Here is a 17,521-nt window from a genome sequence, read left to right as displayed (position 1 = left end):
CAAATATTTTAGGTCTCACAGTTTTCAGTTATGAAGGCTTTGTGAACGACAAGAAAAGTCTATACGAATATAGACTTTTCTTGTTAGATATGACCGACTTTTCCAGTATCCGCAAGCACGCGCATCTGCTTCACTTCATGCGTTGTAAGCTTCCGGTACTCACCTGCGTTGAGACCGTGTAATGTTAATAGTCCGAACTTCTCACGTTTTAACTTTTGAACAGGGTGACCGATTGCTTCGAACATACGACGCACTTGTCGATTTTTTCCTTCATGAATTGTAATTTCAACGATAGCTTTGTCTTGTTTTTTATCTTCTGATAAGATCTTCACTTTTGCTGGAGCAGTTTTTCCATCCTCAAGCTGAATTCCTTTTTGCAATTGCTTAATTTTTTCACGGAAAGGAATTCCTTTCACACGCGCAACATACGTCTTATCGACTTTAAACTTCGGATGGGTTAATGCATAGGAGAAATCTCCATCGTTTGTCAAAAGAATCAAACCAGATGTATCGTAATCTAAACGACCTACTGGGAAAATACGTTTGTCTTCAAATTCGATAATATCAACGACTGTTTTGCGTCCTTTGTCATCTGTTGCAGCTGAGATTACTCCGCGAGGTTTGTATAGGAGATAGTAGACTTTCGTTTCCTTTTCAAGAACGACACCTTCTACCTCTACTTCGTCTGAGTTTGAAACTTTAGTTCCAAGCTCTTTCACTCGAACCCCATTCACTTTGACTTTTCCTTCTAAAATTAATTGTTCGGCTTTTCTGCGAGATGCAATTCCTGCATTTGCTATTACTTTTTGTAAACGTTCCATTCTAAACCCTCATTCCATAGTATAAGTGATGGGAAATCGAAGGGAATCACTGTTTAATTTGATCTCCCACTCACCAGTTGTTTGTCCTTTTTTTAAATAGACACTATTCGTTAGTTTTTCATCTTTTCTCTTCAAGAAAGCATAAGGCTCTTGAATCGATATCTTAATTCCATCTTGAGCACTATAGTCGCCATCCATAACAACCCATTCAACTTCATTAAACACGCGAGTCTTCAAACTTCGATAACTCGACAAATGCTTCTTCGCTTCCCGCTACGTGTTCCGCTACTGCAACAGCAGCGTCATTTCCTGATTGTAACATAGTCGCATAAAGTAAGCTCTCTAATCTCCATACGTCGCCTTTCTTTAAGTATACGGAGGAGCCTTCTTGATTACTAGCATTTCGACTGATACGCACTTGCTCATCCGGTGTACTCTCTTGGAGCGCCACGTAGACTGTCGTTATTTTGGTGATTGAAGCAGGAGGCATCTTTACAGCTGCTTCTTGCTCGGCTAGTATTCGTCCTGATTCTGCATCGACCACTGCGAACGACGCTTGCACAGTTGCCGCACTGCTTATGAAAATCCAAATAAAAAAACAGCAGGACCATATGCGCAGTCCCGCTGAACACTTTTGTCTTACCAAACCTTCATCCCTTCTCTGTCGAGTTCAAATCAAACTGCTCTTGGAACTTTGATAAAAAGAGGTCTGTTTCATCTTCAAGTTCATTCGACTCTGGAAGTGGAGGCAAGTCGCTCAAGTTTTGCAGCCCAAAAACTTGCATGAATTCAGGTGTTGTTCCATATAATATGGCCCGACCCGTTCCTTCAGCTCTCCCTACTTCTTTGATCAATACGCGGGATACTAGTGTTTGCACCGCACTATCTGATTTCACACCACGAATTTCATCTATTTCAACACGTGTGATAGGTTGGTTATAAGCGACGATCGCAAGCACTTCCATCGCAGCTTGAGACAAAGATGTAGAGTGTGTTGTATCTACCATACGTTGAATGACTTCTGCATTTTTCCTTTTCGTAACAAATTGATAGTTGGAAGCGAGTATAACCAATTCGATTCCACGCGCTTCATCTTGTTTATAGTTCTCCATCATAGCATCTAAGTGAAACTTCACTTCATCTGCAGAATGCTCTGTAAATTTCAGTAAACTAGCAAAACTTAGTCCTTCATCACCTGCTATGAACAACAGGCTCTCGAGCTGACTCATCAAACTCTGATTCAATTTCACTTTCATGCACTTCCTTAACTAACTCTATTTCAAGGTTTTTAAAATTTTCGATTTGATGAACGAGCACTAGTTGCCGCTTCATCAACTCTAATACCGATAGAAATGTCGCTACTAATACGGAGCGCTCATTTGTATCGAACAATTCTTCAAATACCATCTTCCCATGAGCTGCTTGAAGCTTTGAGACAACTTCTTGCATTTGCGCTTTAATCGAAATCTCAGTTTTAGCGATACGTGTCGATAACGGTGCTTGCAGTTGTTTTCGTTTTAGCATTTTTTGAAAAGCACCTAGCAAATCATACGCTTCGTATTGTTGTTCTAGAACTTCAGCCACTTCGATTTCTTGTGTTTCAAAAACTGCTGGCAGTTTTGAAAAGTGTTGGCTGTGCGTTTGTTCACGTTCTTTCAGTTCTTGGGCTGCTTCCTTGAATCGTTTGTATTCAAGTAGTCTCGTCACGAGTTCATCCCGTGGATCATAGTCATCATATTCAGAATCTAAATCGAGGTCTACTGTCACAACAGGCAACAACATTTTACTTTTAATACTTAATAGCGTAGCCGCCATAACCAAGTATTCGCTAGCTTCATTTAGCTCCAGCACTTGCATGGCATGTACATGTTCCATATACTGAGAGGTAATCTCAGTCATTTTTATATCATAAATATCAATCTCTAATCGATTAATTAAATGGAGTAAAAGATCCAATGGACCTTCAAACGCCTCAACTTTTACTTCGTATGCCATCTACTCACCCTTTATTGCACAATGATTCTTATTATACCGGATGTGATGACACAATGCACCTTATGAAAAGACCTGAAATGGAAGAGTTTTTGTATCATTTTTATGTAACGAAAGACTATTTTGAATGCCATGAGATCGGCGAGGAGTTATGGAAAGAGGTCGCACCGCGGGAGAAGTCCCATTTTTTAGTGGGGTTTGTGTTGCTGGCGACGGGACTCTACCACTGGCGACGTGCAAATTTCGATGGGGCTTTGAGAAGTTTAGAAAAATCTTTGAAGCTACTTGTAACTAATAGAATTCTTTTAGAGGATTATTTAGATTTTGAAAAGCTTGATACATTGTTTTTGGAATTGATTCGAGAGGTGGCTAGTCATTCTCCTTATGAATCAATCCAGTTACCTATTCGCGATATGGAGTTAAAAGCAAAGATTGCGTCGTTTCCTCCAGCGCTTCACGTGGGAGACGAGATCATTCATAGACACTCGACACGCGACCGCTCAGACGTCATCTTAGCTCGACAACAGGCTTTGTTGAAACGGCAGAAATAAAGTGGAAAGTCCCCTCACTCGAACAAAGGTTCAAGTGAGGGGACTTGTTTTTAAATCAGTCACCTTTAAGAAAGCTAGTCGGTATCAAACTGAGCGAACGTTCATCGGATGAATACGTAATTTATTCTGCACTAATCAGGATTTCTTCTACCGAAACTGATTTTTCTTCTACACTAAACGTGATTTATTCTACCGAAGTCATATTATGGAAACTAATACAAAACTCAGACCTGATTTCCTCGGAGTTTCTAGAGTAGCGTTCTCCACATCTACATGGAATCGAGTTGCGCCTCCTAGAAATCCCGCAAAATGCCATCGCGGGCTATGAAGCAAAGAGCGCTTCACAGCCCACGCTGTCATTTCGCACAATTTCTGACCAGTCGGCTCCACATCTAAACTGTCGGCGCTATAAATATCCAGTACACGACTCCCCAGCCTAGTCCCATTACCAACAACAATACAAACAGCACTATGTTTCGATTTTTTAGCTTCACTGTCCTTCGACCTCCCCATAAAGAGACAAGTCGTTTCGTACTAAATCTTCAAGTGATTCACGTTTTATGACGAGGCGCGCCTTTCCGTTCTCCACAAAGACTACTGCTGGTCGTGTCAATCGGTTGTAGTTGCTCGCCATCGCATATCCATATGCTCCTGTTGAGAAGATTGCAAGAATGTCTCCTGCTTCTACTTCAGGCAACGTGATATCTTCAATCAATTTATCACCTGATTCACAGCACTTTCCGGCTACCGTCACCAGCTGAGTTGCATCCGCGTTCATGCGATTGGCTACACGCGCATCGTAACGGGCCTGATAGAGAGCTGGACGAATATTATCAGACATTCCCCCATCAACAGCAATGTAATGACGAACATCCGGGACAGTCTTTTGGCTGCCAATTGTATAAAGAGTTGTTCCTGCATCCCCGACGAGAGACCGTCCAGGTTCAATCCAAATCTCAGGCATCTGATAAGCGGATTCCGACGAGAGGCGACTGATAGCTTTAATCATTTCTTCTACATATTTTTCAGGCGCAAGTGGGGCATCTTCTTCTGTATACCGGATACCGAAACCTCCGCCGAGATTGAGAACCGTACACGAATAATTTTGTGATTCACTCCAGTTTTGCATCTTTGTCAATAGTTTTTCTGCTGCAGCAACAAAACCTTGTGTCTCGAAAATCTGAGACCCGATGTGACAATGAAGCCCTAGTAAGTTGACGTATGGATGATGTGCAACCGCCTCAAATGCATCGTCTGCTTGTCCGTTATTTAAATCAAATCCAAACTTCGAGTCTTGTTGACCTGTCGTGATGTAATCGTGGGTATGGGCTTCAATCCCTGGCGTTACACGGAGTAAAATCGAAATCGCTTGCTTTCGTTCTTCTGCTAGCTGCTTCACTAACTCGATTTCGTAGAAATTGTCGACTACAATACAACCAATTTCTGCGTCAAATGCCATGACCAACTCTTCCATACTTTTGTTGTTGCCGTGGAAATGAATTTTTGACGCGGGGAACTTGGCGTGAAGTGCTGTATATAGTTCTCCAGCTGACACTACATCTAGTGAAAGCCCCTCTTCTTTCATTACTTCATAGATTGCAATAGATGAAAATGCTTTTGAAGCATAAGCGACTTGTGCCTTTACATTATGTTTTTCAAACGTCTCTTTAAACTTACGCGCACGTTCACGGACTAGTTCAATATCATAGACGACAACAGGTGTACCATATTTTCTTGCTAATGCTGTGGCATCCAGCCCAGCAATCGTTAAATGACCTTGTTCATTTGTTGGATAGTTCAGTGTTTGGTTCATGCGAATCCCTCACGTTCCCTGGATTTTTACTACACACACTTTACCACACTGAAGTTCCGCTTTCAATGCGCATCATAGGCTATTCGCTGGAATCCAACCTCTTAGCCGCTCTAATATTCGCTTCTCCATTCGTGAAACTTGCACTTGAGAAACACCTAATCTGTTCGCGACTTCAGTTTGCGTGTAATCTGAGTGAAAGCGCATACGAATTAGTTTCTCCTTGTAGACGAACGATTAACGTTTGATCTCCGACTTTTTCAATAGTTGATAACATGAACATTCCTCCTTGTTTTCTGTGAATTTCGCAACGGAGTTCTTCTATTCCTGTTAGTCGAGAAAACTAGAAAAAAGAACAAAAAAAAGACGCGAATCGACAAATCGATTAACGCCTTGTGGCTTTATTTTGTAATGATTTTATAAATCAGTGGTGGTGCATCTGTAGCTTGATCTGAGATTGTGATGTTCTCTAGGAACTTCGTTTTTGCATCTTCAATGTCCTCGCTATTTGCATAAAACGTTGCAAGTGCTTCGCCTTCAGATACAGTATCTCCAACTTTTTTATGAAGCATAATTCCAACTGCTAAATCGATTTCCGATTCTTTCGTTGCACGACCTGCACCAAGAATCATTGCTGCTGTCCCAATCTCATCTGCTTCCATAAAACTAATCGTTCCTGATTTTGGAGCCAAAATATCAATTTTATGTGCAGCTTGTGGAAGAAGTTTTGGATTGTCGACTACTGCTGGGTTTCCACCTTGCCACTTAATAAAATCTTTGAAGATTTGAAGTGCAGAACCATCTGCAATAACAGCTTCTAGCATTTTACGAGCTTCATCAAGAGTTTCTGCTTTTCCACCCACAACGACCATCTGGCTTCCAAGTACTAGACATAGCTCTGTAAGGTCTTCTGGGCCCTTACCAGACAATGTATCAATTGCTTCTTCGACTTCAAGGGCATTACCGATTGCACGGCCAAGCGGTTGACTCATATCCGAGATGATTGCCATTGTATTCCGGCCTACATTGTTCCCAATACGGACCATGGCTGTTGCCAGCGCTTCTGCATCTTCAATCGTCTTCATGAATGCGCCTTCGCCAGCTTTTACATCTAGTACAATTGCATCTGCACCAGCAGCGATTTTTTTACTCATAATCGAACTTGCAATCAGTGGGATGCTGCTCACTGTCGCTGTAACGTCACGAAGTGCATAGAGCTTTTTATCTGCAGGTGTCAAGTTCCCGCTTTGCCCGATAACGGCTAATTTCAACTCATTGACTTGTTTTGTGAATTGCTCACTTGTTAACTCCACATGGAATCCTTCGATTGCTTCTAACTTATCGATTGTTCCTCCTGTATGCCCAAGACCGCGTCCACTCATTTTTGCAACAGGTACACCGACAGCAGCTACAAGGGGACCAAGCACTAGAGTCGTTGTATCGCCAACGCCACCTGTGCTGTGCTTGTCAACTTTGATTCCTTCGATTGCGGAAAGGTCAATTTGATCTCCTGATTCGACCATCGCCATCGTTAAGAAAGCACGCTCTTGGTCGTTCATATCTTCAAAGTATATCGCCATAAGCAATGAACTCATCTGATAGTCAGGAATTGTTCCATTCGTATAACCTTCTACAAAAAAGCGGATTTCTTGTTCTGTCAATTCATGACCATCACGCTTTTTTTCAATAATATCGATCATTCTCATAGTCTTACCTCTCCTTAAACCAATTCAGATGAGAAGCTAGTTCCAAATGAAGTGGGGTTTGTTTTAAATAGATCTGTCAAAGTAGCACCAATGTCAGCAAACGTCTCACGTAGTGGCAATTCTTTTCCGCCTTCAAAGCGTTTTGAATAGACTAGAAGCGGTACGAATTCACGTGTATGGTCTGTTCCAGGCATTGTTGGGTCATTTCCGTGATCAGCTGTGATAATCAGTAAATCGTCTTCAGCTAATTTTTCAAGCGTTTCTGTCAGACGCGCATCAAATGCCTCAAGTGCAGACGCGTATCCTTTCGGGTCACGACGGTGTCCATATAATGCATCAAAATCTACTAAGTTCAAGAAGCTGATCCCTGTAAAGTCGCGTCCAAGAACCTCATGGAGTTTATCCATACCGTCCATGTTGTCTTTTGAACGAACGGCTTCCGTGATTCCTTCGCTATTGTAAATATCATCAATCTTTCCGATAGCAATCACATCTAGACCGTTATCTTTTAATTCATTTAAAGCAGTGCGACCAAATGGCTTCAATGCATAATCATGACGATTTGTTGTGCGCTGGAAGTTGCCAGGCTCGCCGATAAATGGACGAGCTATGATGCGTCCGACTAAAAATTCTTCAGAAAGCGTGAGTTCACGTGCAATTTCACAGATGCGGTACAACTCATCTAGTGGAATGATTTCTTCGTGAGCCGCGATTTGAAGCACAGGGTCAGCAGATGTGTACACAATAATTGCTCCAGTTTCCATGTGCTCTTTCCCAAGTTCGTCTAAAATTTCTGTTCCACTTGCAGGTTTGTTCCCAAGTACTTTGCGGCCTGTCTTTTCTTCAAGTTGCGTAATCAACTCTTGTGGGAATCCGTTTGGATACACTTTAAATGGTTGATCTACGTGAAGGCCCATGATCTCCCAGTGACCTGTCATCGTGTCTTTTCCAACAGATGCTTCTTGCATTTTTCCGTAATGTGCGAGTGGTTGTGAGACCGCTTCCACACCAGGAATCGTTTCGATGTTCCCTAGGCCTAACTTTTGAAGGTTTGGAAGGTGAAGTCCTCCTACTGCTTCTGCTGTATGAACGAGTGTATTCGACCCTTCATCACCAAAAGCTTTTGCGTCTGGAGCTTCTCCAATTCCGACTGAATCCATTACGATAACATGTGCTCGTTTGAATGAATATGACATCAAAATCCCTCACTTTATATGGTATACGGTAATAGTAGCATCTTTTATGGAAAAAATACACGTCAGACCTCTTACAAATTAAGCACGTGGATGAAATTCATTGTAGACCTCTTTTAATCGCTTCTTGCCAATGTGCGTGTAAATCTGAGTTGTCGAAATGTCCGAGTGCCCAAGCATCTCCTGAACGGCGCGTAAATCTGCACCATTCTCAATCAAATGTGTCGCAAATGTATGACGTAACAAATGAGGCGTTATTTCTTTTGTCAGTCCCGCACGTTGCGCATGTTGTTTCAGCAGTTTTGCAATCCCTTGTCTTGTCAGTCGCTTTCCAGCTTGATTGATGAAAAGTGCCTTCTCATCTCCTCCTGGCTTGAATAGTCTACCCCTTGCTGATTCTAGATAACGTGTGATAAGTCGAATCGATGTTTGATTAAGTGGGATGATTCGTTCTTTATGTCCTTTCCCTGTAACTCGAACAAAACCCATCGATAACTGAACGTCCTCTTGATCAAGTTGCGTGCACTCGGATATTCGCATTCCTGTCGCGTACAACAATTCGATGAGGGCATAATCACGCATCCCTTGTGGCTTCTCTTTTGAAATGGCACTGGTGAGCTGATCGACTTCATCAATCGTTAGGAACTTTGGCAACACGCTGTCAAACTGGGGATGTTCGATTTGATACGACGGATCATGGTCTGTTACGCGCTCTCTTAGTAAAAATTGATGAAATGAGCGAAGTGCTGCGACTTTGCGCGCTATTGTACGCGCAGATTTCCCTTCCAGCTTTTGGCTACGCAAGTGGTGTGAAATGTCTTCTTTTGAAACATTTTGGAATGATTTGATGTTCAGTTGCTCGAGCTGCTGTATGTAAGCGGATAGGTCTGTACGGTAGGCAACAAGAGTATTGTCCGAAACTTGTTTTTCTATCCGTAAAAAATGTAGGTAATCTTCAAGTGCTTCTTTCAAGACATTCACCTTTTTCATAGTAGGATTAGTGGTTTTTAGTGGTTGATGCGGGTAATTAGTTTCCATACTATCATTACGGGCGCTAATTCGGCTTTTACGAGCGTTAAAGGAGTCAATCGGGTCGCCAAATGAGCAGTTACGGGCGTTAATTGACTTCACATGGTCCTTGAAGCGCATTGTCCAAAGACCTTGATTTCGTAAGGTCTTACTAGTAAGATTTTGTGACTTTAACAATCGACAAGAGGAGGTAGTGAGTTCCTTTTTTCGACTCTGAATAAAATCAAGTTCCGAACGCCAGAAACACACTCCAGAATCTGTCGCACCCGCAAATGCTGAAAAGCGCCTTCACGGCCACGCCAGATTTCCTCGGAGTTTCTAGAGTGGCGTTCTACACATCTAATAATAAAAAAAGGATAGCACAAGTAGGCTATCCTCTTCGACTTTGACGTCATTGATTATTTTGAATGGCAGCGATGACAAATACCATGGAACGTCAAGCGATGATCTTTAATCTGAAAATTAAAGCGCGACTCCACGATTTGTTCGACATCCCCTAATAAGTCTTCTTGAATTTCATCGACGGCTCCACACTCCATACATACTAAATGATGATGGAAATGAGCAGCGCCCTCTTGTCGTAAATCATAACGGGAAACTCCATCTCCGAATTGGATTTTGTCGACGACATTTAATTCATTGAGAAGCTCGAGCGTCCGGTAAACTGTTGCAAGTCCGATATCTTTAGACTTGTCTCGTACCAATAAGAAAACGTCTTCTGCACTTAAATGTGCTTCTTCATTCTCAAGTAGAACACGTACAGTTGATTCTCGTTGCGGCGTCAGTTTATAGCCGGCGCCGGACAATTGTTTTTTGATTCGATCGATTCGGCCTTCCATACGACGCCTCCTAACATGAGACTAGTATACCAAATGACATTTTCAAGTGACAAGTGTAACTTCTTAGAATGCTTATTTTTTTATAATTATTCTAATTAAAAGGTGGCCACTGCGAACTGCCATGTCCGATTAGAACGGCCACAGTCAATAGACGCCAACCAATTGCTCGCGAGTAAAAGAGAAGCCAGAAAACAGCTACCTAAACTTGAGACTACAAACATTGTCCACCACTGGAGCAGCACATGCTGCATACACTCCCCCCTCTTGAGACAATGTATGCATCGTGCATGAAAAACTAGAACCTATGGAGTCGCCACCACTGAATCGCAAAAGCAGTCTTGGCATCGTATATCTTCTCATCTTGAATCCATTTTTCTGCTCCCGCAAGAGAACATTCATGAATCTCCACAAACTCATCTTCATCAAGTTGGCGATTTTCTGTAACTTTCTTTAATCCTTGTGCTACATAAATATGGATGATTTCATCTGCGAAACCGGGTGAGGTCGCAAAACTTTGAACAAAATGCAGGTCGGACGCTGTATAGCCTGTTTCTTCCTCAAGCTCTCGAAACGCAGTTTCCTTCGGATCTTCTCCTTGCTCGATTTTCCCTGCTGGAATTTCAACGAGTGTTCGTTCAAGGGCTTTGCGGTACTGCTCGACCAAAACAATTTTGTGGTCTTGGGTAATGGCAATGACCGCCACCGCACCTGGATGTTTTACGAGCTCTCGCTTCGATGGTTTACCATTCGGTAGCACAACATCGTCAACAGATAAAGAAATCACACGACCGGAATAAATCGGTGTCGTGTTTGTCGTTTTTTCTTCAAAGTTTGTCATCGTCTCGCTCCTGTTCTTTGTATAATTTCTACTCTCATTGTACCATTATGGAAAGGAGGAGAGCAGATGAAACATGTACAACTTGGAAATAGTTCACTTTCACTATCTGAATTATCTCTTGGAGGGATGACCCTTCCAAAAGATCAGGCGTCAACTGATAAAATCATTCATACTGCACTTGATGCAGGTATTAATTGGATTGATACAGCAGACTTGTATGAACAAGGAGCGAACGAAGAACGTATAGGAAAAAGTATAGTTGGAAGACGATCAGATGTTTTACTTTCTACAAAAGTCGGAAATCGATTTGAAGAAGGAAAAGAAGGCTGGACTTGGGATCCTAATCCAAAATGGATTGAAGAAGCAATTCATCACTCTCTAAAACGGTTGAACACGGATGTGATCGATTTGTATCAACTTCACGGGGGAACAAAAGAAGATGACTGGGACGCTATCATCGAAACATTTGAGAAACTCCAAGATAAGGGTTTGATTCGCCATTACGGGATTTCATCAATCCGACCAAATGTGATTTATCCGTACTTTGAAAAGTCACGCGCTGTCAGTGTGATGATGCAATATTCCGGTTTAGATCGACGACCGGAAAGTGTATTTCCATTTTTGGAACAACACGAAATCGGAGTACTTGTCCGGGGTGGCCAAGCTAAGGGTCTTTTAACAGATGCCGCACTCGAAAAGTTAGAAAAAATCTCTTCATTTGGGAGTTATACAGAAGAGGATCTTCCTACTATTGTTAAACAGTTGGCCCATGATATTCCAAACTTAGGTGCTGTAAGCCTGCACCATATTTTGAAGCAATCAGCAGTTAGTTCTGTTGTTATCGGAACGAGTAAGCTCAATCAGTTGCAAGACACATTAAAAAATTATTATCATTCTGTTACAGATGATGAAATTGCAACATACGTGGCGCTCACAAAGCCTGAGAAATACAAAGAGCATGTCGACTGATCGACATGCTCTTTTTTTAAAACTTTGACCCTTTATCGCCGTACTGCTCTAGAAGTTCTTCAAAGCTCATATTCTTTTCACGTTGTTTCTTCTCAAACAATTTACGTGCATGCCCTTCTTCTTCTTTCTTCTTTTGTTCTTCTGACAGAGCCGTCTTAGCCGCTTGAAGCTTTGAGAAAACATCTTCTGAAAGTTGGTCTTTTAATGTGAGAGAATCATCTTGCTTCTCAACTTGACGGTGATTTTGAGTATGCTTTTTCTTCTTTTTCACGTATTACTCACCTCGGGAAACGATGGTTGCTACGCCTTGTCCTCCACCGATACATAATGTTGCAAGACCAGTCTTCGCATCACGCTTTTTCATCTCATGAAGAAGTGTGACAAATATACGTGTCCCACTGGCACCGATTGGGTGACCAAGAGCAATAGCGCCACCGTTTACATTCAATTTTTCTGCATCAAATTTCAATTCGCGATCTACAGCAAGCGCTTGTGCTGCGAAGGCTTCATTTGCTTCGACTAAATCCATGTCTGCAACTGTCAATCCAGACTTCTTCATTACTTTCGCAACCGCTTCTACTGGTCCAATACCCATGATAGATGGGTCAACACCTGCTGATGCGTTCGCCACAACCGTTGCTAAAATTGGCACGCCTAACTCAAGTGCTTTTTCTTTGGACATCACCACTACAGCAGCTGCCCCGTCATTAATACCTGAAGCATTTCCTGCCGTGACAGAGCCGTCTTTTTTGAATGCCGGACGAAGTTTGCCAAGTTTTTCTGCAGTCGATCCATGTTTCGGGTATTCATCTACATTGAATACGATTGGGTCCCCTTTGCGTTGTGGAATTTCTACTGCCACGATTTCTTCTTCGAACTTTCCTGCTTCAATTGCAGCAGTCGCACGTTGTTGTGAGCGCGCTGCAAATTCGTCTTGTTCTTCACGAGTTAAACCGTAGTTTGCACAAAGGTTTTCTGCTGTAACACCCATATGATAGTCGTTAAATGCACACCATAGACCGTCTGAAATCATACTATCGACTGCTTGTTGGTTCCCCATGCGATAACCGTCTCGAGCACCCATTAACAGGTATGGCGCTTGGCTCATGTTTTCCATTCCGCCTGCTACAACAATTTCTGCATCCCCAGCTTTAATAGCTTGCGTCGCTAAATGAATTGTTTTCAAACCTGATCCACACACTTTATTGATAGTCATGGCTGGCACTTGTTGCGGAAGGCCCGCTAAAATCGAGGCTTGACGTGCCGGGTTTTGTCCAAGTCCTGCTTGAAGCACATTCCCCATAATCACTTCATCCACTTGGTCTTTTGAGATTCCCGCACGTGTTAGTGCCTCTTCAATAACGAGTGCCCCTAGCTTTGTAGCCGGCACATCTTTCAATGCTCCTTGGAAAGAGCCAATTGCTGTTCGGACAGCGCTTACAATTACAACTTCAGTAGACATCCCAATTCCTCCTTGTCATCCCTTGCGACCTGTCCCCACTTATGCGTAAACTACTAGTAAGGGGGATTGATACCATGATTAGTTTACCAAATAAAGTGACAATTATCGAGGTCGGGCCACGGGATGGCTTACAAAATGAGAAGAAAAATGTAGCAACGGAGCATAAACTTAGGTATATAAAAGGGCTTCAAAAAGCAGGGGTCAAAGAAATGGAACTTACTTCATTTGTATCGCCAAAATGGGTTCCACAAATGGCCGATGCGGCTGATATAATGGCATCCGTTGAAAAAACCGGGCGCCAATTCGTGTTGACCCCAAATGCACGAGGAATGGAAAATGCCATAGCCGCTGGCGCAGAGCATGTGGCAGTTTTTGTCGGGGTTTCCTCGACGTTTAATCAGAAAAATATAAATAAAACTACTGATCAAGCCGTTGAACAGTTAGCGGAACCGATTCAACAGTTGCTTTCAAAGGGAATCTTTGTACGCGCTTGTATTTCGACTGCCTTTTATTGCCCTTATGAAGGAAAACAGGCCATTGAAGATGTCATACATCTGTGTCGCACTTTTGTTGAAATGGGCGTTCAAGAATTAAGCGTCGCTGATACGATCGGTAAGGCATCGCCACTTGAGAGCTATACCCTGTTCTCATTACTCAAAGACCAATTTCCAAACACACTGATTACTGCCCATTTTCATGATACAGAAAAAATGGCGCTTGCTAATATATTTGCTGCCATGCAAGCAGGTGTGGACCGGTTTGATAGTTCTGCCGGTGGGTTAGGTGGGTGTCCATTTGCTCCAGGAGCGACCGGTAATGTAGCGACGGAGCAAGTCGTGCATATGCTGCACAGAATGTCGATCGAAACAGGTATTGATGAGAACGTGTTACAACAAACAATTAAAGAAATCCGACCGTATGTGTCAATGTAAGCAGTTGTGGGTACAGTGAGATATAACGAATAGCGGAGATGATGGAGATGAAAAAGAGGGTCATCATTTGGACAAGTCTTGTCACGAGTCTCATCACGGCATTAACAACATTGATTGGATTTGTAGCGACAAATCGACTGATGTATATCAAACAAAAAGAACCGGATTTTGTATTAAACCGGGAGATTTCAGAAAAACGATTAGATCAATCTTGGTATGATGCCATAAAGAAAGAAGAAGTCTGGATTGAAAGTAAAAATGGGTATCAATTAAAATCGATCTTTATTCGACCGCATGATACGAAGAATTACGTGATCATATGCCACGGTGTCACCGAGAACAAAGTCAATTCATTGCGCTTTGTGCGTATGTTCGAACGTCTTGGATACAACAGTGTCATTTACGATCATAGGCGTCATGGTGATTCGGGAGGTAAGACGACAAGTTTTGGACATTATGAAAAAATGGATTTAGAAGCTGTTGTGGATGCGCTACGCGATCGCGTAGGTGAAGGTGGTGTCATCGGCATTCACGGAGAATCAATGGGGGCTGCAACGACACTTTTATACGCCGGTTCCATTCGAGATGATGCGGATTTTTACATTTCAGACTGTGCATTTTCTGATTTTGAACGTCAAGTGCATCATGTTATGATGCAAACAACGCCGATTCGGTCGATGTTTACAGTTCGTGTCGCGAATCTTTTCATGAAACTACGTGAAGGCTACACATTCCGTCTCGTATCTCCAATTGACGTCGTCGATAAAATTGAAAAACCTGTACTTTTTATCCATTCTAAACCGGATGACTTCATTCTTCCGGAGATGACTCAAGAGCTGTATGACAAAAAAATTGGCGCAAAAGAACTCAAATTTTTCGATAAAGGCGCTCATGCTAAATCTTTCAATGAAAACCCTGAAGAGTATGAACAAACCGTGTTAGATTTCTTAGTGAAATACGACTTATATACAAACGAAAAGCAGCTCAATTGAGCTGCTTTTTACTTTTGTTTACCTGGTTTAGTTTGTACGCGGTTCATTTGCGCCATCATTTGTTTGACTTGCTTCTCAGATGGTTTGCGTCCCATTTGGGCCATCATCATGCGAAGCATTTGTTCATTGATCGGCGGATTATCTTTTAGATATTTCATCATATATTGACGTGCTGCAAAGAATCCTCCAACAAGACCGAGAATAAGAGCAACGATAATCAACGTAATCGCAAGTGCTAAGTTCATGTATGTCATCCTCCTTTGCTGGCTTATCGACGTGTCTCAGACACCATTCACTAGTATACTACATGTTTCCTCAAATTGACTAGAGCTTGAAAAAAATAGAGCACCCTTTTTCGGATGCTCTACAAAACTCTTATAGTTTTAGGAAGCGGTCTGCAACATTTTGTGCTGTGAAACCAAACTCTTCCATGATTTTCTCACCAGGAGCACTTGCACCAAAGCGGTCGATTGCAAGTACATCTCCGTCAAAGCCAACATATTTATGCCAACCAAGAGATGCACCCATCTCGATTGCAAGACGTTTCGTGATGGAGCGTGGAAGAACAGATTCTTTGTATTCTGCATCTTGTTTTTCGAATAGATCCCAAGATGGCATAGAAACTACAGAAACTTCAACACCTTGCTCTTTTAAAACTTTTTGCGCTTCTACTGCAAGACTTACTTCAGAACCAGTTGCAAGTAAAAGACCTGTCGGGTTCTCTCCAGCAGATACCACGTATCCACCTTTTGCAACACCTTCAGCTGCCCCCGAAACCGTTCCTTCAAGTACAGGTAGGTTTTGACGAGATAAAACAAGAAGTGTTGGCGTATCCTTTGATTCCACTGCAAGTTTCCATGCTTCTTGCGTTTCAACTGCGTCTGCAGGACGAAGGATTGAAAGACCCGGCATTGCACGAAGTGATGCTAACTGCTCAACTGGCTCATGGGTTGGGCCATCTTCCCCTACTGCGATTGAATCGTGTGTGAATACATATGTTACAGGTAGGTTCATGAGTGCAGATAGACGGATTGCTGGTCGCACGTAGTCACTGAAGACGAAGAAAGTTCCGCCGAACACAGTTAGTCCACCGTGAAGTGCCATACCGTTTAGTGCAGCACCCATCGCAAATTCCCGTACTCCGAACCAAATGTTTTTGCCTTCGTAAGAATCTGCTGAGAAGTCACCGCCACCTTTAATTGTCGTTTTATTTGAACCTGCTAAGTCTGCACTGCCCCCAAAGAATGACGGAAGGTTTTTTGCAATCGCATTGATTGCGTCACCAGAAGCAGAACGAGTCGCTACAGAAGTGCCTACTTCATACGTTGGTTTTGCAGAATCCCAGTCGATTGAGAATGTTCCATCAATTGCTTGCTTCAACTGGCTTGCAAGGTCCGCGTTTTGCGCTTCAAATTGTGTGAACAAGTCGTTCCACTTCGCTTCTTCTTCTGCACCAAGTTTGTCAGTAGCCTCTTTGAAAGTTGCATAAACTGTATCGTCCACATAGAAGTCTTCTTCGAATGTCCACTTGTATGCTTCTTTCACTAGTTTCGTCTCATCAGCGCCCATTGGAGCTCCGTGAGCATCCGCCTTACCGGAACGGTTTGGTGAACCAAATCCAATGACTGTTTTCACTTCGATAAGTGTTGGACGGTCTGATGTCTTAGCTTCTGCGATTGCGCGATCGATTGCGTCTACATCGTTTCCGTCTTCTACGAAAATATAGTTCCAGTTGTAAGACTCAAAACGCTTTTGAACTGATTCTGAGAAAGATTTATCTAAATCTCCATCAAGTGAGATGTCATTACTATCATAAAGAACAACCAATTTGTTTAATTTCAAATGACCTGCAAGTGAAATAGCTTCAGCTGCAACACCTTCCATTAAATCTCCGTCTCCACATAACGCGTATGTGTAGTGATCAACGATATCATGTGTCGTATTATACGTCGCAGAAAGATGCGCTTCTGCCATTGCCATACCGACTGCCATACCAATTCCTTGACCAAGTGGTCCTGTCGTTGCTTCTACTCCTGCTGTGTGACCGTACTCTGGATGGCCAGGTGTCTTAGAATCCCACTGACGGAAGTTTTTAATTTCTTCCATCGGAAGATCATAGCCACTTAAGTGAAGCAGGCTATATAAAAGCATTGATCCGTGACCTGCGGATAGTACAAAACGGTCGCGGTTAAACCAGTTCGGGTTTTGTGGGTTATGGCGTAAGTGACGTGTCCACAATGTATAAGCCATTGGAGCAGCTCCCATTGGTAAACCTGGGTGACCTGAATTGGCTTTATCAATTGCATCGATGGATAATGTACGGATCGTATTGATTGCTAGTAAATCTTTTTCTGCTTGCATGAACGACATCCTCTCAAATTTGATTA

Annotated in this window: 19 protein-coding genes; 4 read left to right on the top strand and 15 right to left on the bottom strand. The window is 42.6% G+C overall.

Annotated features, from left to right (window positions below; all coding sequences use genetic code 11):
• Nucleotides 1–83: 83 nt before the first annotated feature.
• The 4 genes from JOD03_RS01900 to JOD03_RS01885 all read right to left on the bottom strand — a co-directional run bounded on the left by JOD03_RS01900 (nucleotide 84) and on the right by JOD03_RS01885 (nucleotide 2,816).
• A complete protein-coding gene (locus tag JOD03_RS01900; RefSeq protein ID WP_204589125.1) occupies nucleotides 84–821 on the bottom strand; it encodes a pseudouridine synthase in 738 nt (245 codons plus the stop codon).
• A gap of 217 nt (nucleotides 822–1,038) precedes the next feature.
• A complete protein-coding gene (locus JOD03_RS01895; RefSeq protein ID WP_204589124.1) occupies nucleotides 1,039–1,383 on the bottom strand; it encodes a serine hydrolase in 345 nt (114 codons plus the stop codon).
• 88 nt (nucleotides 1,384–1,471) lie between these two features.
• On the bottom strand, nucleotides 1,472–2,071 hold the full coding sequence (gene scpB, locus JOD03_RS01890) for an SMC-Scp complex subunit ScpB (RefSeq protein WP_420837245.1): 600 nt from the start codon (nucleotides 2,069–2,071) through the stop codon (nucleotides 1,472–1,474).
• The gene (locus tag JOD03_RS01885) at nucleotides 2,013–2,816 is read right to left on the bottom strand and encodes a segregation and condensation protein A (protein WP_204589123.1); all 804 of its coding nucleotides are present in this window, start codon (nucleotides 2,814–2,816) and stop codon (nucleotides 2,013–2,015) included. The genes scpB and JOD03_RS01885 overlap by 59 nt, the downstream gene beginning before the upstream one ends.
• Nucleotides 2,817–2,869: 53 nt before the next feature.
• On the opposite strand from JOD03_RS01885, the gene JOD03_RS01880 reads away from it, so the two are divergent.
• Complete coding sequence (locus JOD03_RS01880) at nucleotides 2,870–3,364, top strand: DUF309 domain-containing protein (protein ID WP_204589122.1); 495 nt, start codon at nucleotides 2,870–2,872, stop codon at nucleotides 3,362–3,364.
• A gap of 490 nt (nucleotides 3,365–3,854) precedes the next feature.
• Here the strand turns inward: JOD03_RS01880 and lysA are convergent, their stop codons facing one another.
• The 7 genes from lysA to JOD03_RS01845 all read right to left on the bottom strand — a co-directional run bounded on the left by lysA (nucleotide 3,855) and on the right by JOD03_RS01845 (nucleotide 10,779).
• The gene (lysA, locus tag JOD03_RS01875; RefSeq protein ID WP_204589121.1) at nucleotides 3,855–5,177 is read right to left on the bottom strand and encodes a diaminopimelate decarboxylase; all 1,323 of its coding nucleotides are present in this window, start codon (nucleotides 5,175–5,177) and stop codon (nucleotides 3,855–3,857) included.
• A gap of 72 nt (nucleotides 5,178–5,249) precedes the next feature.
• Complete coding sequence (locus tag JOD03_RS01870; protein WP_204589120.1) at nucleotides 5,250–5,381, bottom strand: sigma factor-like helix-turn-helix DNA-binding protein; 132 nt, start codon at nucleotides 5,379–5,381, stop codon at nucleotides 5,250–5,252.
• Between the two features lie 194 nt (nucleotides 5,382–5,575).
• A complete protein-coding gene (locus tag JOD03_RS01865; protein WP_204589119.1) occupies nucleotides 5,576–6,880 on the bottom strand; it encodes a pyrimidine-nucleoside phosphorylase in 1,305 nt (434 codons plus the stop codon).
• Nucleotides 6,881–6,894: 14 nt separating this feature from the next.
• Entirely contained in the window at nucleotides 6,895–8,076 is a 1,182-nt protein-coding gene (gene deoB / locus JOD03_RS01860) for a phosphopentomutase (protein ID WP_392456366.1), read from the bottom strand.
• A gap of 78 nt (nucleotides 8,077–8,154) precedes the next feature.
• Nucleotides 8,155–9,054 carry a site-specific tyrosine recombinase XerD gene (gene xerD, locus JOD03_RS01855; RefSeq protein ID WP_204589369.1) on the bottom strand — a complete coding sequence of 300 codons (900 nt, stop codon included), beginning with the start codon at nucleotides 9,052–9,054 and terminating at the stop codon, nucleotides 8,155–8,157.
• A gap of 446 nt (nucleotides 9,055–9,500) precedes the next feature.
• Nucleotides 9,501–9,941 carry a ferric iron uptake transcriptional regulator gene (fur, locus tag JOD03_RS01850; protein ID WP_204589117.1) on the bottom strand — a complete coding sequence of 147 codons (441 nt, stop codon included), beginning with the start codon at nucleotides 9,939–9,941 and terminating at the stop codon, nucleotides 9,501–9,503.
• A 295-nt stretch (nucleotides 9,942–10,236) separates the two neighbouring features.
• Nucleotides 10,237–10,779, bottom strand: coding sequence for an NUDIX hydrolase (locus tag JOD03_RS01845; RefSeq protein WP_204589116.1), 543 nt, complete (start codon nucleotides 10,777–10,779; stop codon nucleotides 10,237–10,239).
• A gap of 66 nt (nucleotides 10,780–10,845) precedes the next feature.
• Between JOD03_RS01845 and JOD03_RS01840 the strand changes: the two genes are divergently transcribed.
• Entirely contained in the window at nucleotides 10,846–11,748 is a 903-nt protein-coding gene (locus JOD03_RS01840; RefSeq protein ID WP_204589115.1) for an aldo/keto reductase, read from the top strand.
• A 16-nt stretch (nucleotides 11,749–11,764) separates the two neighbouring features.
• Here the strand turns inward: JOD03_RS01840 and JOD03_RS01835 are convergent, their stop codons facing one another.
• Both JOD03_RS01835 and JOD03_RS01830 read right to left on the bottom strand, forming a co-directional pair.
• Complete coding sequence (locus JOD03_RS01835; RefSeq protein ID WP_204589114.1) at nucleotides 11,765–12,019, bottom strand: DUF3886 domain-containing protein; 255 nt, start codon at nucleotides 12,017–12,019, stop codon at nucleotides 11,765–11,767.
• 3 nt (nucleotides 12,020–12,022) lie between these two features.
• Nucleotides 12,023–13,210 carry an acetyl-CoA C-acetyltransferase gene (locus tag JOD03_RS01830; RefSeq protein WP_204589113.1) on the bottom strand — a complete coding sequence of 396 codons (1,188 nt, stop codon included), beginning with the start codon at nucleotides 13,208–13,210 and terminating at the stop codon, nucleotides 12,023–12,025.
• A 74-nt stretch (nucleotides 13,211–13,284) separates the two neighbouring features.
• Between JOD03_RS01830 and JOD03_RS01825 the strand changes: the two genes are divergently transcribed.
• Both JOD03_RS01825 and JOD03_RS01820 read left to right on the top strand, forming a co-directional pair.
• Nucleotides 13,285–14,142: a hydroxymethylglutaryl-CoA lyase gene (locus JOD03_RS01825; protein ID WP_204589112.1), complete on the top strand. Its 858-nt coding sequence runs from the start codon at nucleotides 13,285–13,287 to the stop codon at nucleotides 14,140–14,142.
• A 47-nt stretch (nucleotides 14,143–14,189) separates the two neighbouring features.
• Nucleotides 14,190–15,134 carry an alpha/beta hydrolase gene (locus tag JOD03_RS01820; protein ID WP_204589111.1) on the top strand — a complete coding sequence of 315 codons (945 nt, stop codon included), beginning with the start codon at nucleotides 14,190–14,192 and terminating at the stop codon, nucleotides 15,132–15,134.
• An 8-nt stretch (nucleotides 15,135–15,142) separates the two neighbouring features.
• On the opposite strand, the gene JOD03_RS01815 is transcribed toward JOD03_RS01820, so the two are convergent.
• Both JOD03_RS01815 and tkt read right to left on the bottom strand, forming a co-directional pair.
• The gene (locus JOD03_RS01815) at nucleotides 15,143–15,379 is read right to left on the bottom strand and encodes a YneF family protein (protein WP_094941717.1); all 237 of its coding nucleotides are present in this window, start codon (nucleotides 15,377–15,379) and stop codon (nucleotides 15,143–15,145) included.
• 130 nt (nucleotides 15,380–15,509) lie between these two features.
• Complete coding sequence (tkt, locus tag JOD03_RS01810; RefSeq protein WP_204589110.1) at nucleotides 15,510–17,495, bottom strand: transketolase; 1,986 nt, start codon at nucleotides 17,493–17,495, stop codon at nucleotides 15,510–15,512.
• Between the last annotated feature and the right edge of the window lie 26 nt (nucleotides 17,496–17,521).

Origin of the sequence: Chryseomicrobium aureum (assembly GCF_016909155.1) — a bacterium.
In the GTDB taxonomy this organism is placed as follows: Bacteria; Bacillota; Bacilli; order Bacillales_A; family Planococcaceae; genus Chryseomicrobium; species Chryseomicrobium aureum.
This window is presented reverse-complemented; position numbering and strand designations above follow the sequence as displayed.